At 66.4% G+C, this 24,503-nt stretch carries 17 protein-coding genes; 15 read left to right on the top strand and 2 right to left on the bottom strand.

Annotated elements, in window-relative coordinates; all coding sequences use genetic code 11:
• Window positions 1-5: 5 nt before the first annotated feature.
• Complete coding sequence (gene fdnG, locus AC5YGJ_RS13075; RefSeq protein ID WP_249842978.1) at window positions 6-3,074, bottom strand: formate dehydrogenase-N subunit alpha; 3,069 nt, start codon at window positions 3,072-3,074, stop codon at window positions 6-8.
• Window positions 3,075-3,366: 292 nt separating this feature from the next.
• Here fdnG and gmk point away from each other — a divergent pair, with 292 nt between their 5' ends.
• From gmk to AC5YGJ_RS13000, 15 genes are all read left to right on the top strand, one after another.
• Window positions 3,367-4,032 (top strand): guanylate kinase, encoded by a 666-nt coding sequence (gmk, locus tag AC5YGJ_RS13070; protein WP_249842979.1) that lies wholly within the window; start codon window positions 3,367-3,369, stop codon window positions 4,030-4,032.
• Window positions 4,033-4,142: 110 nt separating this feature from the next.
• Window positions 4,143-4,442 (top strand): DNA-directed RNA polymerase subunit omega, encoded by a 300-nt coding sequence (gene rpoZ / locus AC5YGJ_RS13065; protein WP_005410877.1) that lies wholly within the window; start codon window positions 4,143-4,145, stop codon window positions 4,440-4,442.
• A gap of 105 nt (window positions 4,443-4,547) precedes the next feature.
• On the top strand, window positions 4,548-6,710 hold the full coding sequence (locus AC5YGJ_RS13060; protein ID WP_107231655.1) for a RelA/SpoT family protein: 2,163 nt from the start codon (window positions 4,548-4,550) through the stop codon (window positions 6,708-6,710).
• Window positions 6,711-6,894: 184 nt separating this feature from the next.
• Window positions 6,895-7,281 carry a RidA family protein gene (locus AC5YGJ_RS13055; RefSeq protein WP_005410875.1) on the top strand — a complete coding sequence of 129 codons (387 nt, stop codon included), beginning with the start codon at window positions 6,895-6,897 and terminating at the stop codon, window positions 7,279-7,281.
• Window positions 7,282-7,288: 7 nt separating this feature from the next.
• Window positions 7,289-9,400, top strand: a complete 2,112-nt coding sequence (gene recG / locus AC5YGJ_RS13050; RefSeq protein WP_496186775.1) for an ATP-dependent DNA helicase RecG — start codon at window positions 7,289-7,291, stop codon at window positions 9,398-9,400.
• Window positions 9,401-9,855: 455 nt separating this feature from the next.
• Window positions 9,856-10,794 (top strand): nucleoside hydrolase, encoded by a 939-nt coding sequence (locus AC5YGJ_RS13045; protein WP_496186774.1) that lies wholly within the window; start codon window positions 9,856-9,858, stop codon window positions 10,792-10,794.
• Window positions 10,795-10,882: 88 nt separating this feature from the next.
• Window positions 10,883-11,125, top strand: coding sequence for a type B 50S ribosomal protein L31 (locus AC5YGJ_RS13040; protein WP_249842982.1), 243 nt, complete (start codon window positions 10,883-10,885; stop codon window positions 11,123-11,125).
• A gap of 296 nt (window positions 11,126-11,421) precedes the next feature.
• Window positions 11,422-12,699 carry a citrate synthase gene (locus tag AC5YGJ_RS13035; protein ID WP_496186773.1) on the top strand — a complete coding sequence of 426 codons (1,278 nt, stop codon included), beginning with the start codon at window positions 11,422-11,424 and terminating at the stop codon, window positions 12,697-12,699.
• Window positions 12,700-12,959: 260 nt separating this feature from the next.
• Window positions 12,960-14,024 (top strand): hypothetical protein, encoded by a 1,065-nt coding sequence (locus AC5YGJ_RS13030; protein WP_496186772.1) that lies wholly within the window; start codon window positions 12,960-12,962, stop codon window positions 14,022-14,024.
• A 592-nt stretch (window positions 14,025-14,616) separates the two neighbouring features.
• Window positions 14,617-15,108 (top strand): CS1 type fimbrial major subunit, encoded by a 492-nt coding sequence (locus AC5YGJ_RS13025; protein ID WP_496186771.1) that lies wholly within the window; start codon window positions 14,617-14,619, stop codon window positions 15,106-15,108.
• Between the two features lie 57 nt (window positions 15,109-15,165).
• Window positions 15,166-17,889 carry a TcfC E-set like domain-containing protein gene (locus tag AC5YGJ_RS13020; RefSeq protein ID WP_496186770.1) on the top strand — a complete coding sequence of 908 codons (2,724 nt, stop codon included), beginning with the start codon at window positions 15,166-15,168 and terminating at the stop codon, window positions 17,887-17,889.
• A complete protein-coding gene (locus AC5YGJ_RS13015) occupies window positions 17,886-19,016 on the top strand; it encodes a CblD like pilus biogenesis initiator family protein (protein WP_496186769.1) in 1,131 nt (376 codons plus the stop codon). The genes AC5YGJ_RS13020 and AC5YGJ_RS13015 overlap by 4 nt, the downstream gene beginning before the upstream one ends.
• Before the next feature lie 14 nt (window positions 19,017-19,030).
• Window positions 19,031-19,732, top strand: coding sequence for a pilus assembly protein (locus AC5YGJ_RS13010; protein ID WP_309334120.1), 702 nt, complete (start codon window positions 19,031-19,033; stop codon window positions 19,730-19,732).
• A 67-nt stretch (window positions 19,733-19,799) separates the two neighbouring features.
• Window positions 19,800-22,922: a YadA-like family protein gene (locus tag AC5YGJ_RS13005; protein ID WP_496186768.1), complete on the top strand. Its 3,123-nt coding sequence runs from the start codon at window positions 19,800-19,802 to the stop codon at window positions 22,920-22,922.
• A 69-nt stretch (window positions 22,923-22,991) separates the two neighbouring features.
• A complete protein-coding gene (locus AC5YGJ_RS13000) occupies window positions 22,992-23,741 on the top strand; it encodes a hypothetical protein (protein ID WP_496186767.1) in 750 nt (249 codons plus the stop codon).
• 36 nt (window positions 23,742-23,777) lie between these two features.
• Here the strand turns inward: AC5YGJ_RS13000 and AC5YGJ_RS12995 are convergent, their stop codons facing one another.
• Complete coding sequence (locus tag AC5YGJ_RS12995) at window positions 23,778-24,422, bottom strand: hypothetical protein (RefSeq protein ID WP_107231665.1); 645 nt, start codon at window positions 24,420-24,422, stop codon at window positions 23,778-23,780.
• Window positions 24,423-24,503: the final 81 nt, after the last annotated feature.

Here is a 24,503-nt window from a genome sequence, read left to right as displayed (position 1 = left end):
GTCTCCTACACCTTCTCGACCTTGACCAGGATGCACTTCGATTCGGGCGTCTGCGAGTTGCCGTCACCGATGGCGTTGGTCAGCGTATTGGCGATGTAGCCGGGCTTGGCCGCACCGAGGAAACCCCAGTGGATCGGTATGCCCACCTGGTGCACGGTCTTTCCATCGATCTGCAGGGCCTTGATGCGCTTGGTCACCATCGCCACGGCTTCGATATGGCCGCGCTTGGAACTCACGCGCACGCGGCTGCCGTTGTTGATGCCCAGCTCGTCGGCCAGTGCGGCACCGATCTCGACGAACTGCTCGGGCTGGATGATGGCGTTGAGCTTGCCGTGCTTGGTCCAGAAGTGGAAATGCTCGGTCAGGCGGTAGGTGGTGGCCACATGCGGGAATTCATCGGGCGAGCCGATCTGCGCACGGTCGCTGGCGAACACGCGGGCGGCGGGGTTGTTCAGCGTCTGTGCCTGGCCGGGGCTGAGCGGGTTGCTGCGCAGCGGAGTGTCGAACGGCTCGTAGTGCTCCGGGAACGGGCCTTCGGCCATGCCGGCCTTGGCGAAGAAGCGGGCGATGCCTTCCGGGTTCATGATGAACGGGCCCATGCCACCGGCCGGGTCCTCGTCGGCCTTGAAGTCCGGTACGTCCACGCTGCCCCAGTTCTTGCCGTTCCAGGCCAGCAGGGTGCGCCGCGGGTCGAACGGCTGCCCGGCCACGTCGCACGAAGCGCGGTTGTACATGACGCGGCGGTTGGCCGGCCATGCCCAGGCCCAGCCCAGCGTATTGCCGATGCCGGTCGGGTCACTGTTGTCACGTCGCGCCATCATGTTGCCGGTCGGGCCCCAGGCACCGATGTAGATCCAGCAGCCGGAGGACGTGCTGCCGTCATCGCGCAGGTCGCCGAACGCGGCCAGCTGTTCACCGGCCTTGCGCACCAGCCTGGTCGGATCCTTCGGGTCGAATACATCCACCAGCGCCTTGCCGTTGTATTCCATCGCCAGCTCTTCCGGCGTCGGTACCTCGGGGTTGGAATACTTCCAGGCCAGGTCGCGCACCGGTTCCCACCAGGCGCCGCCGTCCTTCTGGTACAGCGCTTTGATGCGATGGAACAGCTCGGACATGATCTCGATGTCGCTGCGCGCTTCGCCCGGCGGGTTGGCGCCCTTCCAGTGCCACTGCAGCCAGCGCGAGGAGTTCACAACCGCGCCGTTCTCCTCGGCGAAGGAAGTGGTCGGCAGGCGGAACACCTCGGTCTGGATCGTGCTCGGGTCAACGTCGTTCAACGCACCGTGGTTCTGCCAGAACGCGATGGTCTCGGTTTCCAGCGGGTCCATGCTGACCATGAACTTCAGCTTGGAGAACGCGCTGATCAGCTTGCCCTTGTTCGGCGCCGAGGCCAGTGGGTTGAAGCCCTGGCAGATGTAGCCGTGGATCTTGCCTTCGTTCATCAGCTCGTACGCCTGCAGCATGTCGTACGGCTTGTCGAGCTTGGGCAGGTAATCGAAACACCAGTTGTTGTCGGCGGTGGCGGCATCACCCCACCACGATTTCATCAGGCTGACGTGGAACTTCGGGTAGTTCTGCCAGAACGACATCTGGTTGGCGCGCAGCGGTTTCTGCGTGCGCTTGGCGATGTAGGCGTCGTAGTCCTGCTCGTCCTGCTTCGGCAGCGTCAGGTAGCCGGGCAGCAGGTCGGACATCAACCCGATGTCGGTCAGGCCCTGGATGTTGGAATGCCCGCGCAGTGCATTCATGCCGCCGCCGGCCACGCCGATGTTGCCCAGCAGCAGCTGCACCATGGTGCCGGCGCGCACGTTCTGCGCGCCGATCGAGTGCTGCGTCCAGCCCAGCGCGTACAGGATGGTCATCGCCTTGTCCTTGCCGGCGGTGGACGCGATCATGTCCCAGATCTGGCGGATGCTGTCGGCCGGCGTGCCGCAGATGCGCTCGACCATCTCCACGGTGTAGCGCGCGTAGTGCTGCTTGAGCAGGGTGTAGACGCAGCGCGGGTCCTTCAGTGTCGGGTCGCTGCGCACGAAACCGTCATCGCCGTACACGTAGTCCCAGCTGGAGCGGTCATAGCTGCGCTTCTGCGCGTCGTAACCCGAATACAGGCCGTCCTTGAAGGCGAACTCGTCCTTCACCAGGAACGACATGTCGGTGTAGTTCAGCACGTACTCGTGCTGGATGCGGTCTTCGGTCAACAGGTAGTTGATCAGGCCGCCCAGGAACACGATGTCGGTACCGGTGCGGATCGGCGCGTACACGTCCGCCACCGCGGCCGAGCGGTTGAAGCGCGGATCGACCACGATCAGGCGGGCCTTGTTGTGTGCCTTGGCTTCGGTCACCCATTTGAACCCGCACGGATGCGCCTCGGCGGCATTGCCCCCCATGATCAGGATCAGGTCGGCATTCTTGATGTCGACCCAGTGGTTCGTCATCGCACCACGGCCTAGCGTCGGGGCAAGACCTGCCACCGTCGGGCCGTGTCAGACACGTGCCTGGTTGTCGAATGCCAGCATGCCCAGGGAGCGCACGACCTTGTGGGTCAGCACCGCCGTCTCATTGCTGGTGGCCGAGGCCGCCAGCATGCCGGTGGTCAGCCAGCGGTTGACCGTCTGCCCGGCCTCGTTCTTCTGCACGAAGTTGGCATCGCGGTCTTCCTTCATCAGCCGCGCGATGCGGTCCAGCGCATCGTCCCAGCTCAGCCGCTTCCACTCGTTCGAGCCCGGTGCGCGGTACTCGGGGTAGAGCAGGCGCGACTTGCTGTGGATGATGTCGGCCAGGCCGGCACCCTTCGGGCACAGCGTGCCGCGGTTGACCGGATGGTCCGGGTCGCCCTCGATATGGAAGATGCTCGGCTCGGCGTTCTTGGCGCCATCGCCGAGGCTGTACATCAGGATGCCGCAGGCCACTGAGCAGTACGTGCAGGTGTTGCGGGTCTCGGTCGCGCGGGTCAGCTTGTATTGCCGAACCTCCGCGAGCGCAATGCCGGGCGCGAAGCCCATCAAAGCCAGGCTGGAGCCCACCAGGGTTGTCCCGGTGACCTTCAGGAACTGGCGGCGACTCATCGAGGGCATGCCGTTCTCCTTGGATGGCGGGGCGGCACGCAGACCACCCGGCTGTCGGTAGGTACGCGGCGGTTATAGCACAGGCCCCCGGATGCCCATGTGGCACTAGGGCCGGCACCGGCCGGGCGGGCGCGGGAAGGGGCCGCTCTGGTAAAGTTGCGTGCCCGCACCCCGGGGAAGCGTCTGCCGGGCCTGGTTCCAGGATGTTCCGCGCAGCCCCCGCCATCCTGGCGCGATCCTCCGCGCCGGATCCGGAACACCGAGGAAAAACTTTGCGAAATCAACCCGTTGGATCCCCCGCATGAGCGCCCCGTCGAATCCGTCGGCCGCCATCGCGCGCGGCACGCTGTACATCGTTGCCGCCCCGTCCGGCGCCGGCAAGAGCAGCATCGTCAACGCCACCCTGGCGCGTGATTCGCAGATCGCCCTGTCGATCTCCTTCACCTCGCGCGCGATGCGTCCGGGTGAAGTGAACGGCCAGCACTACCATTTCGTCTCTGCGGAGAAGTTCGAGGAAATGATCGCCGACGGCGACTTCTTCGAGCATGCCTGGGTGCACGGCGACTGGAAGGGCACCGCCCGGCAGTCGGTGGAGCCGCAGCTGGCCGCCGGCCAGGACGTGCTGCTGGAGATCGACTGGCAGGGCGCCCAGCAGGTGCGCCAGCTGGTGCCGGGCACGGTCACCGTGTTCATCCTGCCGCCCTCCAAGCAGGCCCTGCAGGACCGCATGCGCAAGCGCGGCCAGGACAGCGAGGCGGTCATCGCCCAGCGCCTGGGCGCGGCCCGCGATGAAATGCTGCACTTCAACGAATTTGACTACGTCATCGTCAACGAGGTGTTCGACACCGCCGTGGACGAGCTGTGCGCCATCTTCACCGCCAGCCGCCTGCGCCGGGAGGCCCAGAAGGTCCGCCACGCCGGCCTGATCCAGGCGCTGCTGACCCCCGATCCGGGCGCAACTGACTGATTCCAAAAGAATCGGGTGGGGGTTGGCTTGATTTTGTCCAGCCCCTGCCAGTACACTCCGTCCCCTTTCCCTCATTCGACTGAGCGGCCGACCGGTCGCCGGGAGCCCGTATGGCCCGCATCACCGTAGAAGATTGCCTGGAAGTCGTTAACAACCGTTTCGAACTGGTCATGATGGCTTCCAAGCGTGCCCGCCAGCTCGCCAACGGCGTGCAGGCCACGCTGGACAACAGCGAGACCGAGGACAAGCCGACCGTGCTGGCGCTGCGCGAAATCGCCGCCCGCAAGATCGACAACGCGCTGATCGACGAAGTCGAGAAGGCCGAGCGTGAGCGCGCCGAGCGCGAAGCGCTGGAGTGGGCCGCCGCCGAAGTGGTCGCCGACGAAGACATGTCCAAGAACGACGATTGATCGCATCGATCAACGTCATTGCTGGATCGCCGAACAGCCCGCCCCGTGCGGGCTGTTTCGCATTCAGGATTTGCCGTAAACGTCGCGCTGGAATAGGCTTCGGGCATGAACCCAGGCCCCACTGCCAAGGTCGCCGCAGTCCCCGCTGCCGCCGTACCCGACTACGTCCTCCAGCTTGAACGCGCCGCCCACTACCTGCCGCCGGAGCAGCTGCCGCTGCTGCGCCGCGCCTGGGAAGTCGGAGCCGCCGCGCATGCCGGGCAGACGCGCAAGTCGGGCGAGCCCTATATCACCCATCCGGTGGCGGTGGCGCAGGTGCTGGCCGAGCTGGGCCTGGACGTGGAAGCGCTGATCGCCGCGATCCTGCACGACACCATCGAAGACACCCCGTTGACCCGCGAGGCGCTGGCCGCCGAGTTCGGCGAAGCTGTGGCCGAACTGGTTGACGGCGTCACCAAGCTGGACAAGCTCAAGTTCCGCGACCGCCAGGAAGCGGCCGCCGAGAGCTTCCGCAAGATGCTGCTGGCGATGTCGCGCGACCTGCGCGTGATCATGATCAAGCTGGCCGACCGCCTGCACAACATGCGCACGCTGGGCGCGCAGAGCCGCGAAGCACGCGGCCGCATCGCCCGCGAGACGCTGGAGATCTACGCGCCCATCGCCCAGCGCCTGGGCATGAGCCTGGTCAAGAGCGAGCTGCAGAACCTGGGCTTCAAGGCGCTGTACCCGTGGCGCCACGCGATCATCGAAAAGCACATCCGCAGCCAGCCGGTGGTGCGCCGCGAGGCGATGGCGCAGGTGGAAGTGCAGCTGTCGCAGCGCCTGGCCAAGGAGGGGATCGAGCACCGTCTGGTCAGCCGCATCAAGACGCCGTGGAGCATCTACAACAAGATGCGCGACGAGAACAAATCCTTCGACCAGGTGATGGACGTGTTCGGTTTCCGCCTGGTCGTGCGCAGCGTGCCCAGCTGCTACCACGCGCTGGGTTCGGTGCATGCCACCTTCAAGCCGCTGGATGGGCGCTTCCGCGACTTCATCGCCATCCCCAAGGCCAACGGTTACCAGTCGCTGCACACCGTGCTGTTCGGGCCGTACGGTTCGCCGATCGAAGTGCAGATCCGTACCGAGGAAATGGACCTGATCGCCGAGCGTGGCGTGGCCGCGCACTGGACCTACAAGTTCGGTGGCGATTCGCCCAACAGTGCGCAGAGCCGCGCCCACGCCTGGATCGTCGAACTGATCGACTCGCAGCGCGCGGCCGGTTCCTCGCTGGAGTTCCTCGACAACGTCAAGGTCGACCTGTTCCCGGACGAGGTCTACCTGTTCACCCCGAAGGGCAAGATCCTGGCGCTGCCGCGCAACTCCACCGCGCTCGACTTTGCCTACGCCGTGCATACCGACGTCGGCAACATGGCGGTGGCCTCGCGGGTGGACAAGAAGCTGGTGCCACTGCGCACCAAGCTGGTGTCGGGGCAGTCGGTGGAGATCATCACCGCACGCTCGGCCACGCCGAAACCGCAGTGGCTGGAATTCGTGGTTACCAGCAAGGCGCGCACCGCCATCCGCCACCAGCTCAAGCAGCTGGAGCACGAGGACGCCGTGCAGCTGGGCCATCGCATGCTCGACCGTGCGCTGGAAGCGATGGATTCGTCGCTGGAGCGGCTGCCCAAGGGGCGCCTGGATGCGTTCCTTACCGAACACCGCTTCCCGCGCCTGGAGGCGCTGCTGGCCGAGGTCGCACTGGGCAACTGGATGCCGACCCAGGCCGCGCAGGCACTGATGGCCTACGCCGAACTGCGGGGCGGCCCGCATTCGCGCCACCATTCGCAGGAAAAGATCCTGATCAACGGCAGCGAGCGCGGCGTGGTCACCTTCGCCGGCTGCTGCCAGCCGATTCCCGGCGACGAGATCATGGGCTACCACACCGCCGGCAAGGGCATTGTGGTGCACCGCATGGACTGCCCGAACCTGGCCGAGCTGCGCAAGTCGCCCGAGCGCTGGGTGCCGATCGGCTGGGACACCACCGTCTCCGGCGACTACGACACCTCGCTGGTGGTGGAAGTGGAGAACGGCACCGGCGTGCTGGCGCAGCTGGCCGCCGCCATCGCGCAGAGCCACTCCAACATCGAGCGCGTGGACTACCTGGACCGCGACTTCAACGCCGCCGTGCTGGCGTTCAACATCCAGGTACGCGACCGCAACCACCTGGCCGAAGTGATGCGCCGCCTGCGTCGCCTGTCGGTCGTGCAGTCGGTACGCCGCCAGTAGATCCTGCGCACACCCTGTAGTGCCGGCCGCTGGCCGGCAACGTCGCGGTGCTTCCGACATTTGTGAGGTTGCCGGCCAGCGGCCGGCACTACCGAAGCGGCGCGGTAGATCCACGCCATGCGTGGATGCATCCCCACCCGGTACAATCACCGCTCTGTTTTCCCCCAACGCACCGGAGCGACCCATGTCCCGCCAGATCATCAACACCGAAAAGGCCCCCGCCGCCATCGGCCCGTACTCGCAGGCCGTGCGCGCCGGCAACACCGTGTACTTCTCCGGCCAGATCCCGCTCGACCCGGCCACCGGTGACATCGTTGGTGCCGGCGACGTCGAGGCACAGGCCCGCCGCGCCTTCGACAACCTCAAGGCGGTGGCCGAAGCGGCTGGCGGCTCGCTGGACAAGGTCGTGCGCCTGGGCCTGTACCTGACCGATCTGGGCGAGTTCGCCAAGGTCAATGCGGTCATGCAGGACTACTTCCAGGCCCCGTACCCGGCCCGTTCCACCATCGAAGTCTCGGGCCTGCCGAAGGGCGCCAACTTCGAGGTCGACGCGGTGATGGTCATCGACTGACCGCCACGTGGCACGCAAGGCGGCGGTCACCCCGGTCCTGTCACCGTCCGGCGAAGCATCCCTGGCGATGCTCGCTGGCGTGGGCCCGGCCGTGGCCGCCAAACTGCAGGCGCGTGGCCTGGCCACCCTGCAGGATCTCTGGCTGCACCTGCCGCTGCGCTATGAAGACCGTACCCGGCTGACCCGCATCGAAGACCTGCGCAACGGCGTGCCGGCGCAGGTGGAAGGGCGGGTGGTGGCGGTCGAGCGCGGAATGCGCTACCGGCCGATGCTGAAGGTGGCGGTGGAAGATGAAGGGCAGGGCACCCTGGTGCTGCGCTTCTTCCATTTCCGCCAGCAGCAGGTTGGTCAATTCGCCGTCGGCAACCGGCTGCGCTGCTTCGGCACGCCCAAGCCCGGCCACCTCGGCCTGGAAATCGTCCATCCCAGCTACCAGGTGCTGGGCCGCAACGACGATCCCGAACTCGGCGACCGCCTCGACCCGGTGTATCCCACCGTCGAAGGCGTGGGCCCGATGACCATGCGCAAGCTGATCGGCCAGGCGCTGGACCGGCTGCCCGAGGAAAGCACGCTGGAACTGCTGCCCAGCGGCTGGCTTGATGGCCTCGGCCTGCCTTCGCTGCGCAGCGCGCTGCTGACCGTGCACCGGCCGCCGCCGGATGCCGATCTGGCCGCGCTGGCCGCAGGCACGCACCCGGCGCAGCGCCGCCTGGCGATGGAAGAACTGCTGGCCCATCACCTCAGCCTGCGCCGTCAGCGCATTGCGCTGCAGGCGCACCACGCGCCGCCGCTGGCCGGCCCCGGCAAGCTGGCCAAAGCGCTGCTGAAGCAACTGCCGTTCGCCCTGACTGGTGCGCAGGCGCGTGTGTTCAAGCAGATCCGCGAAGACCTCGCCCGCCCCAGCCCGATGCTGCGGCTGGTGCAGGGCGATGTCGGCTCCGGCAAGACTGTCGTCGCCGCGCTGGCGGCGATGCTGGCGGTGGAGCAGGGCAAGCAGGTCGCATTGGCCGCGCCCACCGAGCTGCTGGCCGAACAACATCTCAACAACCTGCGCGGCTGGCTGGAACCACTGGGCGTGCGCATCGCGTGGCTGGCCGGCAAGGTCACCGGCAAGGCGCGCGCCAAGGTGATGGAGCAGGTCGCCAGCGGCGAAGCGCAGGTGGTGGTCGGCACCCATGCGCTGATGCAGGAGGCGGTGGTGTTCCAGGACCTGGCCCTGGCCATCGTCGATGAGCAGCACCGCTTTGGCGTGCATCAGCGGCTGGCCCTGCGCGACAAGGGCGCGGGCGGCAACAGCGTGCCGCACCAGCTGGTGATGACCGCCACGCCGATTCCGCGCACGCTGGCGATGTCCGAGTACGCAGACCTGGATGTGTCGGCCATCGACGAACTGCCGCCGGGGCGCACCCCGGTGCAGACCGTGGCGCTGAACAACGACCGCCGCCCGGAGCTGATCGAGCGCATCGCCCTGGCCTGCCAGGAAGGGCGGCAGGTGTACTGGGTGTGCACGCTCATCGAGGAAAGCGAAGAGCTGGATGCCACCCCGGCGCAGGCCACCTACGAATCACTGCAGGCGCTGCTGCCGGGCGTGCGTGTGGGCCTGGTGCATGGCCGCCTGAAAGCGGCGGAAAAGCTGGCGACGATGGTGGCGTTCAAGGCCGGGCAGATCGACCTGCTGGTGGCGACCACCGTGATCGAAGTGGGCGTGGACGTGCCCAATGCCTCGCTGATGGTGATAGAAAACGCCGAGCGCCTCGGCCTGGCCCAGCTGCACCAGCTGCGTGGCCGCGTCGGCCGTGGTTCGGCGGTATCGCGCTGCGTGTTGCTGTACCAGGCCCCGCTTTCGCAGATGGCACGCGAGCGCCTGCAGACCATGCGCGAAACCAACGATGGTTTCGTCATCGCCGAAAAGGATCTTGAACTGCGCGGCCCCGGCGAACTGCTGGGTACGCGGCAGACCGGTCTGGCGGGCTTCCGCATTGCAGATCTGGCCCGCGATGCCGGCCTGCTGCCCGGCGTGCACGACCTGGCCGAGCGCCTGATGGACCAGCAACCGGCGCTGGCCGACCGCGTGGTGCAGCGCTGGATCGGCACCGCCGTGCGTTACGCCTCGGCCTGATCCCTGTAGAGCCGAGCCCATGCTCGGCTGTCGTTCGCGCTGCGCGCGGGAGTCGAGCATGGCTCGACTCTACGGAAAGTCTTTTCGATCATTTCCATGTTCATCCACGCATCGCGTGGATGTGTCGACCAAGGTCGACACCTACCAAGGCAGGACGCCGTTCCGACAGGTCGCGGGATCTGTCGAAGGCGGGGTGGGTCCGGTTGCGGGGGTGTCCGCGGCATGGATGCCGCGGCCAAGCCCCCATGGACGGGTTTACGGCGTCCCCCGCCACCGGACCCACCCCGCCATCTCCAGGAAATCCGCTTTTGCCGTTGCTGTTGAAGTTGCCGGCCAGCGGCCGGCACTACCGCTTCTGCGGGTGCAGGGCGCAGCCCTGCCGAACCCCAACACCCCGTACTTGCAACGGTCATCATCCCGGTCCACACTTCGTTGCCGATCTGAAGACGGCAACGATGACCCACAAGATCCCCCTGTTGATCGACACCGACCCCGGTGTGGACGACGCCCTGGCCCTGCTGATGGCCTTTGCCGATGAACGGCATGACGTGGTCGCCCTGACCATCGCCGCCGGCAATGTCGGCCTCGAATATACCGTCCGCAACGCACTCAAGCTCTGCGACATCGTCGGCCGCACCGACGTGCCGGTGTTCGCCGGCAGCCCGGATCCGCTGCTGCATCCCTCCGTCGACGCCGCCCACGTGCATGGCCGCGATGGCTACGGCGACGTGGACCTGCCGCCGCCGAGCCGCCAGGCCGAGGCCGAGCACGCCGCGCTGGCGATCCTGCGCCTGTCGCACGAGCACGCCGGCGAACTGATGCTGGTGATGCTCGGCCCGCTGACCAACCTGGCGCTGGCGCTGAAGCTGGACCCGACCCTGCCACAGCGCATCAAGCGCATCGTGGTGATGGGCGGTGCGGTCACCTGCCATGGCAACATCACCCCGGCGGCCGAATTCAACATCGCCTTCGACCCGGAAGCGGCGCACGTGGTGTTCACCTCGTTCAAGCACCTGCTGGTGTCGGACTGGGAAGCCACCGTCGCCCACGGCCTGCCGCTTGAGCAGGCCGAGCAGTGGCTGCAGGCCGATTCCGATCGCGCCCGCTTCTACGAGCTGATCTCGCGCAAGACCCGCGCGCTGTCGGAAGACGCCAAGGGCGGCCGCTGGTACACCGCCGATGCCGTGGCCATGGCCTGGGCGCTGAACCCGGAAGGGCAGCTGCAGGTCGAATCGCGTCCGCTGAACGTGGAGCTGAACGGAACGTTCAGCCGCGGTGCCACCATCGTCGACTGGAACCGCCAGACCGGGCAGCCGGACAACTGCGATCTGCTGATGGCCTACGACCAGCTGCGTTTCGAGGCCCTGGTACGCCAGGCCCTGGGTGCGGTCTGAAGTCAATTGCCCAGCACCGGTTGCCCCGGGCGGCAACCGGTGCTTATAATGCCGCTCTTGACCACCAGCCCATTTACGGTGTGAGCCCATGAAGGCCGATATCCATCCGAACTACCGCGACGTCGTCTTCCATGACGTCACCTCCGATTTCAAGATCCTGACCCGCTCGACCATGGGCACGAAGGAAACCATCAAGTGGGAAGACGGCAACGAATACCCGCTGGTGAAGGTTGAAATTTCCTCTGCTTCGCACCCGTTCTACACGGGCAAGCACAAGGTCATCGATACCTCGGGCCGTATCGACAAGTTCCAGAAGCGCTACGCGCGCTGATCTGTCGATCCAGCTTCGAACCGACGGCCGCGCTCTGCGCGGCCGTTTGTTTTTCCCCAATGCCTGCCCAACGGGCGTTTGGATGGACGGAACACTGCGTTCGTGTGACAACGCTTTTGCCGATCCGGGCTGGTAGCTGGCCGGGTTCTGGCTGCCTGCCGTCTACGACTTCTGTCTAGCGCCGGGCAAATGCTGCTGTGCGATAATGGCGTGATCCACGACACAGGTCGTGGACGTCATTCACGTGCCTGACCAATGCGCTTGGGCAGGCGCCTTCCCATGAAGGAGCGCACACAGTGTCCGATCTTGATCAGGTCACGCTCAACGCCGGCGATAAGTCGGTCGTTCTGCCCGTCATCAAACCCACCCTTGGCAACGACTGCGTCGACATCGCGAAGCTGACCAAGGAAACGGGGTTCTTCACCTACGATTCCGGCTTCACCGCGACGGCCAGCTGCAAGTCCGCCATCACTTACATCGACGGCGACAAGGGCGTGCTGCTGTACCGCGGCTACCCGATCGAGCAGCTGTCGGAAAAGTCGAGCTACGTCGAAGTGGCCTACCTGCTGATCAACGGCGAGCGCCCGAGCGCCGAGCAGCTGAAGGCCTTCACCGATGAGCTGACCGCCGAAGCCAACGTCGACGATTCGGTCAACGCCCTGATCGCCAGCTTCGCCAAGGATGCCCACCCGATGGCCATCCTCGCAGCGGCCATCGCGCAGCTGTCGGCCATCTACCACGACTCGCTGGACCTGTCCGACGCCGAACAGCGCCGCCAGTCGGCCGTGCGCCTGATCGCCAAGGTGCCGACCCTGTCGGCGCTGATCTACCGCCACGGCAAGGGCCTGCCGGCCAACAAGCCGGATACCTCGCTGGACTACGTCAGCCGCTTCCTGAAGCAGACCTTCGAGTCGGCTGACGGCCAGTACGATCTGAACCCGGACGTGGTCAAGGCGCTGGACCTGCTGTTCATCCTGCACGCCGACCACGAACAGAACGCCTCGACCTCGACCGTGCGTCTGGTCGGTTCGACCGGTGCCAACCCGTACGCGTCGGTCGCCGCGGGCGTCACCGCGCTGTGGGGTCCGGCCCACGGCGGTGCCAACGAAGCCGTGCTGAAGATGCTGGAAGAGATCGGCACTGCCGACAACGTCGAGTCCGCCGTGCTCAAGGCCAAGGACAAGACCTCCGGCTTCCGCCTGATGGGCTTCGGCCACCGCGTGTACAAGAACTTCGACCCGCGCGCCAAGGTCATCGGTGAGATGACCAGCAAGGTGCTCAAGCAGCTGGGCGTGCAGGATCCGCTGCTGGACGTGGCCGTGAAGCTGGAACAGGCCGCGCTGCAGGACGAGTACTTCGTCGCCCGCAAGCTGTACCCGAACGTCGATTTCTACAGCGGCATCATCTACAAGGCGCTGCAGATCCCGACCGAGATGTTCACCGTCATGTTCGCCCTGGGCCGTACCTCCGGCTGGGTCTCGCATTGGCTGGAACAGCAGGTCGATCCGGAAATGAAGATCGGCCGTCCGCGCCAGGTCTACACCGGCAGCGACGTGCGCGACTACCAGGGCTGATCGCCCTGCGTGGATTGTGCTGAAAACGCCCCGCATCCGCGGGGCGTTTTTTTTTTGCGTCTGGGTAGGTGCCAACCTTGGTTGGCACGCTCTGTGGTGTCCACAGAGAGCATCCAGGCATGGCGCTGAACTACCGCGCCCTGGCACGGCCGTCGTGCAAAGACCGCGTGATTCAAGGGTCTCACCAGCTTCACAACCGCTCGCGCAGCCTCAGGACGCCAGCTGCACCCGCAGCACTGCATACACGGAGCGTCCATTCCATGAATACCCGTTTTGATCCACCCGAGCGCGGTCCGCTCGGTCCCGACATCGCCACGGTCGTCACCGCCCCGGTCGTGCCGCCTGCCAGCGAAAGCGCCGTGTCCTGGGGCGCGATCTTCGCTGGTGCCGCCGGCGCCGCAGCGCTCTCCCTCATCCTGCTTATCCTCGGTGTCGGCCTTGGCCTCTCCTCGGTGTCGCCGTGGTCGTTCGAAGGCGTCAGCAAGGAAACTTTCGGCTGGTCCAGCATCGCCTGGCTCACCTTCACCGCACTGGCCGCTTCCGGCCTGGGTGGCTATCTGGCCGGCCGCCTGCGCACCAAGTGGACGCAGATCCACGGCGATGAAACCTACTTCCGCGATACCGCGCACGGCTTCGTGTCGTGGGCGGTGGCCACGCTGCTAACCGCCGGCCTGCTGACCTCGGCCATCGGCGGCGTGCTCGGCACGGGCGCGAAAGTGGCCGGCGCCACTGCAGGCGCCGCTGCATCCACGGCAGGCGTTGCCGCCGCAGGTGCCGGTAGTGCCGCCGCGGCCGCACCGGAAGGCGATCTCAACTATTGGGTGGATTCCCTGTTCCGCAGTGCCACCAACGCCGGTGCTGCCGATCCCTCGGCGCCGCCACCGCCAGGCGCGCCGATGGAGCCGAACGCGGCTCCGCCGCAGGCACCGAATGCGGGCCCGCGCGAGGCCGGCATGGCGCCGCCGCGCCCGATGCCGGGCCGTGCACCGGCGGGAGACCGTCGTGAACTGCGCGCCGAAGTGAACCGCATCATCGTCAACAGCCTGCAGGGCGATGGCCTCGACCCGGCCGACACCCAGTACCTGTCGCAGCTCATCGCGCGCGAAACCGGCATGAGCCCGACCGAAGCGCAGGCCCGTGTGACCGATGTGCAGACACGTATGCGTGCCGCACTGGAGAAGGCAAAGACCACCGCCAAGCAGGCGGCCGACGATGCCCGCAAGGCCGCCGCGCATGCCGCGCTGTGGCTGTTCATCACCCTGCTGATCGGCGCGTTCTTCGCCAGCCTCAGCGCCACCTGGGGAGGGCGTCGCCGTGACCTGTAGTCTGAATTCCATGCAAGGAGACCTGACATGAAAATGATTCTGCTTTGGCTGCTGGGCGTGCCGATTCCGCTGCTTATCCTGTACGCGATCTTTTTCTGAGCATTGCTTGGGCCGGCTGCGGCAACCAGTCACTCTGGTATGACGATCGGCGTGCCGCTGGCCCGGCGCAGCATGTACCAGGAGCGCCCCGCCTGAGCGGGGCGCTTTCTTGCTGCCTGATGGTGCCAGCAGTGCGCGTCCGGTAGATCTGCTGCATGCAGGGGTGAAACGATTCCAGCACCGGGCCATGCACGCTTCATGCGTGCGATGCGAACCGCAGTGGAGCATGGTTCGACCGTACAAAAGCGGTGATGGGTGCAATGAGGTTTCTTGCATTTGATCAGTGAGAAAAGTTGCATAACCCCAAAAGATTGAGCGACCTCAAGAATTCTCATTGACGTTCAATCTTTTAGGAATCCTTGAATAGGCTGAACTGCGCTGGGCGCCTAGCATTCTCTCCGTCGCCGGCAACCACCTCCGCCTGCGGCGTCCCCCTTGCGGCCAGGCCGCAAGGGGGGATTTCGATCATTCCCCCTGTCCGAGAGAGACACCCATGCACATGCTCAAGAAGGCCGCGCTGGCTGCAGCGTTGGTTACCGCTTCGCTGTCGGCGAACGCCGCCCAGACCAACATTACCCTGACTGCCGAAATCGACAACACGCTCACCCTGCTCAAGGCCGACGGCAGCGCCATCGCCGATGCAGTCAAGCTGACCTACAACCCGACCCGTGGTCTGAACCCGTGGAACGAGCGCGTACGCATCTTTTCCAACGACACCGCCAGCGACGTGCAGGTACGCCTGCAGGCGCCGGTCGAGCTGATCCCGGGCAGCGCATCGGGTGCCAACGTGCCAATGAGCGTCCGCCTGGGCGGCAAGCCGCTGTCGACAACGCCGATTGAGTTCACCGCGGCCGAGTTGTACGACGGCGCGATCCCTGATGCCTCGGTCGCCATGAACCTGGACATCGCCCAGACCACGCTGGCCACGCTTGCCGCCGGCAGCTACCAAGGCATGGCCAGCATCGTGCTGAACGTCAAGCCGTAACACCCGTTTACCTGTGTCGGCCCGTACAACGGGCCGGCCACTTCCGGCCGTCTCCCCATGAAAGCTCCCGCACCCGCCGTCACCCGGCTGGCGGTGGCGCTCGCCTTGTCGCTGGCCACGCCGCTGGTCGCGGCGCGCGGTGTCCCTGCCGGTTTCGAGGATCTGGTCCATGGCCAGACCGAACAACTCGAGGTAAGCCTGTTCGGGCGCTCTGCCGGCCTTTCAGCGGTGCGCGTGACGCTGGACAGCGTACAGCTGGAAGCGGCGGAGGGCGTCTTGCAGGCGCTGGGCCTGTCGCCCGAAGCACAGGCGGCACTGCTGCCTGCGCTGTCAGGGCCGTTGCCGCGCAACAGCCACCTGGCATGCCGTTTCGGTGGCGCCGAGGCGGGCTGCGGCTATCTCGATCCGCCCGAGGATCTTCATGCCGTGCGCGCGCTGTACGACGAGGGCGAAGGCGCCGTACGGCTGTTCGTGGCCCGCCACTGGATTCCGGGTGAACCTGCGGTGGAACGCTTCAACCAGATCTCCAGCAATGTCGAGAACGCATTCCTGCACCAGCAGGTGCTCAACATCAGTGGCGGCCGTGACTACCAGGCGGCCAGCGCGCAGGGCATTGGTACGCTCGGGCTGTTCAACCGCGGCCATCTGGCCGCCGAGTGGAACTTCAATCACCAGCGCTACCGTCATCATGGCGGTCGCTCGGACGTCCAGCTCAACAGCGGCTACTACCGCCACGATCTTGGACCGCAGCACTATCTGCAGGCCGGGCGCATGGACCGTCGCAACCTGTCCAGTCCGCAGGGTGGCACGTTCAACTTCAGCATGCTGCCGCTGGATCGCTTCCAGGGAATCCGCCTGGGAACGACCCAGGCCTACGTCAACGCCGACGCTGCCGTGCAGGCCACGCCCTTGACGGTGCTGCTGGCACGCGACGCGCGCGTGGATGCCTTCGACGGTGAGCGCCTGCTGCAGACCTTCTACCTGCAGGCCGGCATCAACCAGCTCGATACACGCCGTTTTCCATTTGGCACCTATACGGTCGCGCTGCGCATCTACGAAGACGGTGTACTGGTGCGCACCGAGGACGCGCCTTTCGACAAAGGCGGCGACTGGACCAACAGCAGCGTGCAGTGGCTTGTACAGGGCGGGCGCCGCGACGAGCGCCGCGATGACCGTTTCGATGGCGAGTCGGCCTTCCTGGCCGGCGTGCGCATTCCCCTGAGCCGTGACCTGGCGTTGACCGCCGGTGCAGCCGACATGGGAGGCCATCGTTACAGCGAGGTGCGCCTGGATCTGCGCCATGCATTTCCCACCCAGGACATCCGTGCAAGCGCCAGCCTCATGCATGGCAGTGACGGTAGCCGTGGACAACAGCAACAGCTGTCCTACCGCCGCCGTGCCTCCTGGAACGTGTATCACCAGCGGCAGCGTGGCACCGCGTGCTGGCAGGAGGATGACGCGCGTGACCGGCTGGGTTGCACGGACTCGTTGAGCGCATCGATGGCATTGCCGGTGGCATCAGGCAGCCTCTACCTGGGATACACGCGGCGCCAGAGCTGGCGCCCGGGCCGGGATTGGATGGACGGCATCGATGACCCCGTGGGCGGCGGCGTGCCGTGGTTGCCACCGTCGCGCCCCGAACTGGACCGGCGGATGCAACGTGCCCGCACGTGGCAGACGAGCTACAGCGTCAGCCGGCGCTGGAGCGAGTTCAGCGTATCGGCGCGGCTGGGGGCCTGGCACCAGCGGAATGATGGCGCGGCCGGCAGCAGCCTTGATCGCGGCATCTACCTCAATCTCAGCCTGTCACGCCTGCAGCGGCGTGAGCCGGGCCTGTCGCAGCGTCGCTATGCGGTGGATGTGCGCCAGCCCCGGCATGCGCGCCCGCAGATGGAGTACAGCGCCGCGCAGGTGTTCCGGCAGGAGCATGACAGCGACTTCCGCGAAGCGTCGCTGGAGCTGCGTGGCAGTAATGATGATCGCCATGGCGCCATTGCGGCGGCACAGCTGCAGAACGGAACAGGCCATACCGGCGCTACGCTGGCGACCTACCGGCAACAGGGCCGCAGCGAGATGTCCTACAGCGCCACCCACAGCTCGGGGTTCGCGCTGGGCCGGCAGGGCTTCTACTGGGGCGATGGCATCGGCAGCGAAGCCGGCCTGGCCGTGCAGGTGGATGATGCGGACGACGTTGATCTGACCGGCGTGGCGGCCGAACTGCAGGTGGGGGGGCTGCGCAGCCAGCGCCTGCAGTTGGGCGAGCGCCGGCTGCTGCCACTGGCGGCCTATCAGGCGCATCGGGCCGAGCTGCAGGACGTGAGCGCGCTGGACAGCAGCGCTGTGGTGCGCGTGGCCGGGGCGATGGGCGCACGGCCGCTGTTCCTCGCACCGGGGCGGTTGGCTCGCCTGCCGGTACCGATCGAAGTGACGTACACGTTCATCGGCAACGCGCGTGACATCGCAGGGGTACCGCTGGGCGGTGCACGCATCCTCAATGCGCCCGTCGCGGGCACCAGCGCCAATGGCGGCTTCGTGGCGGACTTCCCGAGGCGCGAGAAGTCGTTGTACCTGCTGCAGGACGACCGCCTGCTGCAGTGTCCGCTGCAGGTGCGTGAGCGCCGCAGCGTGCTGCTGCTGGTAGGCGAGGTCCGGTGCGAAGCACTGGCGGTGGCACAGCTGCCTGCGGGCATCCGCCAGCAGGCGCGGGTGACGCGCCTGCTGCAGGAGCGGGCCCTGATCGCGGCGACGCCGCAGACCGCTGCCGTGGGAGGCGGGCCATGAAGCATTTCACGGGTTGGGCGGTGGCGCTGGCGTGCGCCCTGGGCATGTTCTCCCTCAATGCGTCCGCGCAGCGGCCGCCGGAAGTACATCCGGCCAGCGAGCGCCGCGACATCGTGATGTCTTGGGATCGCTCGGCGATGCCGGGAGATATCGAACTGTGGGCGCCGCGGACGGTGCTGGCGTATGACCATACCGATCTCTCCCTGCAGTTCGGGGCGCTGCACCTGGTGTGCAACCCAGGCAACGGGGAGACCGGGCGCTGCCCCGCCAGCGGCCAGGCCGACAGCACACCGGGCCTGCGCAGCATCCAGCTCAGCTTCGTCGAAGAACGATCGCAGATGAGGGCCGAGCTGAACGTGCGGGCAGGGCTGGAGCGCGCGCTTTCGGGCCGCTCCTGCCTGGGCAACTACTGGCAGAACCTGATTCTTGCGCCCTGGTCCACGCATGCCATTGGCTGTGCCCTGGATGAGCCGGCCGGCACCGGGGCACAACTGTCCATCGCGTCCGGCGAGCTTCGCAAGCTGGTCGCCGGCGTCTGGACCGCGAAGCTGGAGCTCCATGCGAATGTCCCCAACGGCGGCCGGCTGGCAACGTATTCCTTCAATTTCTCGCTGACCGTCACCGACCGCAATGCGGTGGCCGTCTATCTCCCTGAATTCGATCACGCAACGCCGAGCGTCGGCCTTGACCTGCGCTACAACCCGTTCGCGCAGACCATCGAGGGCAGGAAGGTGGTGGACATGTGCCTGTATGACGGCCTCGGATCGCAGAGCCTGTACCTCGGCGTGACCGCGCGCGACGCGGGTGCAAGGGCACCTGGAGCCACAGGCTTCTCGGTATGGCACCGCGACGGCCGCGGCGATGAACGGAAGCGTGTGGACTACACGGTCACGCTCGATCACAACGGCGCTGCCGTGCCCATGTCCAACGGCGTGGAGCAGCAGCTGCAGGGCATCGACAGCGCGCGCCTGCGCCTGGTGATCCTGCCGGGGATGAATCAGCCGGTGTTCTGCGTCCCCACCCCGATGACCCTGGTCACGCCGCGCTTTCCCAGTACCAGCAAGGACGCCGGTTACTACGAAGGCCAGCTGCAGGTGGAACTGCGCGTGCCGACCGCAACCCCCTGATGCCTGGAGACAACATGAGAAACCTTGCCCTGCGTTGCCTGCCTCTTTCCCTGCTGCTGGTCCTTCCCAGCGCGCAGGCCAACCTGACCGTGCACCCGATGCGGGCCTCCGTGGACGCGCGCAAGGGCACCCACATCCGCGTGTACTCCCAGTCCACCCAGGCGCAGTACGTACAGGCATCGCTGAAGCGCATCGACCATGCCGCCGACGCGGATGAGCGGGAGGTGGATATCGAGCCGAGTACGGCGGCCATTGCGATCACGCCGGCGAAGTTCGCGCTGGCAGGCGGTGGCAATCGACTCATTCGTGTGATCCCGCTGCAGCCTGTACAGCGCGAGACCGCCTATCGCGTCTACTTCGAAGGTGTGCGGGGGCCGGAAGAAGGCACGCTTGCCACCGGCAACAGCTCGGCCAGAGCCAGTCTCGGCGTGAGCCTGGTGTGGGGAGCCCTGGTGAACGTGGTGCCCGCCGATGGGCGGGTCGACGTGCAGGTGCGAGACAACGTGCTGCACAACGCCGGAACGTTGCGCCTGGGCATCACCAGCGTGGCCGATTGCCAAGGCACTCGTTGCACGGCGCACGTGCTGTCGCGGAGCCTGTACCCCGGCAGCCAGGTGGCCCTGCCGTTCGACCTGCAGCCCGGCCACAGCGTCCAGCTGCGCTATCGGCTCACCCGCGATGGATATCGCGAGCACGTGCAGACGCTCACCCCCTGAACCATCGCCGCCGCTGGGCGGTTGCAGGCCAGTGGCGGCATTCACGCAGTGTGTCAAGGAGAACCCGATGAGTACGATTCCGCTTCCCCCCCGCTTCCGCATGCAGGCCGGCATTCCCCGCCGTCGGCCATGCGACCGCGTCGCGCCGCGCAGATGGATGGCTGTGACCAGTCTTGCCCTGGGCCTGGCGATGGCCCTCCCGGCCTGGGCCGGCAACGAGGATGACGAAGATGACCACCACGCTGCGCCGGCTGCCGCGACAGTGTTCCCGGTTGCGGTCTTCGCCGCTCCGTCCATACCATTCCTGCCAGCGGCCACGATGTCCGGGCTCTACCATCAGCTTGCGTTGACGGTTGACAGCACTTACCGGGATTCGAGCATATCCGGTGACAAGAGCATGATCCTGGGCTCTCGCTCCAGCATCAATGGCTACCGCAGCAATGTCTACGGCACCGAAAGCCATGCACGCGGCAACGACCACGTCGCGGTCGGTTACGGCATCAACATGAATGGATCACAGGGCACGGCGATAGGCACGCGGGCTGCCACCAACGGCGTGGGGGCCACTTCACTGGGGCACGATGCCTACGCCAACGGCCAGAACACGATCTCGATTGGCAGCGGATCGCGCGCCCAGCACGTCGAGTCCATTGCCATCGGCGCCAACTCGGTGACCACCGGCAGCAACCAGCTTTCCGTTGGCAACAGCACCCATAAGCGCGGGATCGTCAATGTGGCCGATGGCACAGTGAGCGCGTCCAGCAGCGATGCGGTGACGGGCAGGCAGCTCAACACCACCAATACCAATGTCACCGCTGCCAGAAGCGTGGCCAACGCAGCACAGAACTCAGCGGACGCGGCCCTGTCCCAGGCGACCGTGCTGCGAGGCTTGATCAGTCAGGTGTCGACGACCGGAAACGTGCGGGTGGGCGCGGAGAACAGCGGCCTGGTGCTCGATATCCGCAACAGGTCGAGTGCGAACAGGAAGATCACCGGTGTAGCCGATGGCACGCTGAGTGCATCCAGCAGCGATGTGGTGACGGGCAGACAGCTCAACACCACCAATACCAATGTCACCGCTGCCAGAAGCGTGGCCAACGCAGCACAGAACTCAGCGGACGCGGCGCTGTCCCAGGCGACCGTGCTGCGAGGCTTGATCAGTCAGGTATCGACGACCGGAAACGTGCGGGTGGGCGCGGAGAACAGCGGCCTGGTGCTCGATATCCGCAACAGGTCGAGTGCGAACAGGAAGATCACCGGTGTAGCCGATGGCACGCTGAGTGCATCCAGCAGCGATGTGGTGACGGGCAGGCAGCTCAACACCACCAATACCAATGTCACCGCTGCCAGAAGCGTGGCCAACGCAGCACAGAACTCAGCGGACGCGGCGCTGTCCCAGGCGACCGTGCTGCGAGGCTTGATCAGCCAGGCATCGACGACTGGAAACGTGCGGGTGGGCGCGGAGAACAGCGGCCTGGTGCTCGATATCCGCAACAGGTCGAGTGCGAACAGGAAGATCATCGGTGTAGCCGATGGCACGCTGAGTACCTCCAGCAGTGATGCCGTGACCGGGCGCCAGCTGCATGCGACCCGCCTGACGGTCGACGACCAGCGCCGGCAGATCGCCGCGCATGATCAGCGCATCGGCGACAACCGCATCGACCTGGAACGGCTGCGTGCCGAGTTTGAGGACTTCGACCCGGAACTGGAGGGCGTCGTGCGATTTGGTGCAGATGGCAATGTGGACGCGGCCGGGGGCACGATACAACGTGTTGCGGCAGGCGACGTGTCGTCCGCCGCAAGCACCGATGCTGTCAACGGCGGGCAGCTGTTCACCACGAATCAGCGGGTCCGCACGCTCGAAGATGTGGGCCGGTTCTTCAGGATTGGTACCGATGACGAAAGCGAGCCTGCGGGCGCAGGATGGTTCGGCGTGGCCATGGGGGAATCGTCAGAGGCCACCACCGGGCCTGGACGGGAGGGCGGGACCGCGGTGGGAAGCTTCACCAAGGCACTGGGTACGAACTCGGTTGCGCTGGGTCGTGCCGCATATGTGCTTGAGGGGGCCACCGACGGCTTTGCTCTGGGGGCGAACTCCCGTGTCGAGACCGGGGCGGGTGTGGCGCTCGGGGCCGCCGCCCGCGTGGGCGCAGGCGCGGACAATGCGGTCGCTCTCGGCTATGGCTCGTATGCCGATCGCTCCAATGTGGTGTCCGTGGGCAACCTCGGGTTGAAGCGGCGCCTGATCAACGTGAACCGTGGCATTGACGGGCATGACGCAGTGACCGTCGAGCAGATGCGCCTCTCGCTGTTCACCCTGGGTGGCGGCGCCGATGTCGATGCGGGCGGCGGCATCATCGCCCCGACCTACACCGTGCAGGGCGCTGAACAACGAACCGTCGGTGATGCGCTGGCCACCCTTGATTCGGCCATCGTCACCGGCGGCCGTCGTATCGACCAGGTCGAAACCCGGCTTCACGCCATGTTCCAGGATGCCGGCCATCTCCGCGCCGATGGCCGGGACCAGATCAGTTTTGCAGGTGCCGATGGCATGGTGTTGTCCAACGTGGCCAACGGCCTGGTCGCCGCTGGCAGCCGCGAAGCGGTCAACGGTGGCCAGTTGCATGCCGTGCAGCAGCAACTGAATGGCCGCATGGACGGGCTGGAGCAGCGTGTCGATGACCAGGCGCAGCCGCGCGCGTTGGCGATGATGTCGGCACCGCCTGTCGAAGAGGGGGCGCCAGCTGCGGACATCAACGGAGCGCCACCGATTGCGTCCGCAGCGGAGGGCGCAGCGCCAGTGCAACAGACTGCACCGAAGAACGACGCCACCGCCTCGCCCACGCCGCAGGTCGACACCGCTGAGCTGGAGCGGATGCTGGCCCGCGCCAATGAGTACAGCGACGGCATCTCCCGCGAGGTCGATGCGCGCCTGAACAGGATGGACAAGCGCTTCAACCGCATGGCGGCGATGAGCAGCGCACAGAGCGCAATGGCGATGAACACCGCTGGCCTTGCCACCTACAACCGCCTCGGTGCCGGTGTGGGCTACAGCGATGGCGAGTCGGCGATGGCGGTCGGTTACCAGCGCGTGCTCAACGACAAGGGCTCGGCCACCTTCAGCCTCAATGGTGCGTTCACCAACAGTGGTGAACGCACCTTGGGCGTGGGTGTGGGCATCGGCTGGTAAGCCATGACGCCCCGGCGTGGTGCGCGTAACAAGCCCCGCCGTGCCGGGGCACTGGCCGAGGAGATGGCAGTGTACCGGTTCATGAGCCGCTTTATCAGCTACCGTAGCTATTACCTGTGGCGTGCGCGCTATCGCTACTACACCCGGCATCTGGATCGATGGTCGCTGTTGAGCGCGTCGTGCCTGGCCGGCGTGGTGCTGGTGCTCTGGTACTACGCACGGGTGGTCGGTCTGCCACCACCGCGCGTGCATCCGGATGTGGTGGCCGTGCGTGTGGAGAGTGTCTCGCGCGAGGCGATCCATCGCATCGTGCTGGTCCGCCATGGCAATGGCAATGGCAGCGGCGGCGATCCCTTCGCGACGCCGGAAGCGGTGCGCGATGGCACGCTGCGCGCGATGCGTGTGCGCCAGGTGCTGCAGAGCGAGATGCTCTGGAAGCTGAAGGCCAATCTGCTCGCGGATGTCGCCGAGTACATCGATGCGACGGACGGCTGCTTCCCTTATGACTGCAACCGGGTGCTGCATCACCTGCAACTGCTGCGCCGGGCCGAGGCGGAGAACAGGTCGATCACCGTAGGCCTGCAGGCGATCCTGGAGGTGCCGCTGGACAGGATGCCCGACCTCAGCGGTGGCGAGCGGGTACGCGTACGCAGCGCATGGTCCGATGGGTTCGGTGACACGCATGACCAGCTCTGGCTGCTGGGCGAGCTGCAAAGGATGCACGCGCGGATGATGCTGGAGTACCCGCATCGCGCAGCGGCGCCATGGATGGCGCGTGTTCTGCACGGCGATGCACTGGACCCGCACCTGCTCTGGTAACGCAGCGGGAAGCGCCGGGCAGGGCCCGGCGCGCTGTCATCCCCCGATGTACGCTGTGATCTCGGCGTCGGCCAACACCTGCCGCAACTGCGCGGCGGACGCGCGGCGCATCGGCTTCTCGTCCACCGGCGACAAGGGCGCCTGGCGCAGGGCGTCATACGGCAGCACGGCCAGATCGAAGGTCAGCTCTTCGGCACTGAACACCCACACCGGTACGTCGAGGCTGCGCTCGCGGTCCATGCGCAGCCGGCGCACCCGCGATTCGGCAGGGATGCCATGCTCATCCAGGAAGCGGTGCACGGCTTCCGGGTCATCGCTGTGCAGGTGCAACTGCACGGGACTGTTGGCGTCGGCGGTGCCGTCCAGTACCGGGCCGGCCAGGCGCGGGGTGAAGCCATGCAGGAACTCCAGCGCGCGCAGCGCGGCCTCGCGGCGGCGCTGCAGCTCATTGCCGTGCTGCGGCCCGGAGAACAGCCGCTGGTACTCGCGCAGGGCGTCTTCGATCTCGGTGTTGCGCGGCAGGGAGGCATCGTCGTGGATGCCGAGCCGGCTGGCGGCTTTCAACTTGGCCTGGTGGTAGTCGCGGATGCCGCCTTCGGCCATCAGGCGGGCGGCTTCATGTGCGAGGCGGTGGCGCCGCTCGCGGGTCTGGCTGGCAGCATGCTGGCGTGCGCGATGCATGCGATGACTCCTGTTGCGACCTGGCTACAGACTAGCGCAAGGATGTGACATCTGCGTGGGTATGACGGATGTTGCGGCTCT

The organism is Stenotrophomonas sp. CS3K5 (genome assembly GCF_059515225.1).
The sequence above is the reverse complement of the archived record's forward strand: the minus strand, read 5'-3'. Positions and strand labels throughout refer to the sequence as shown.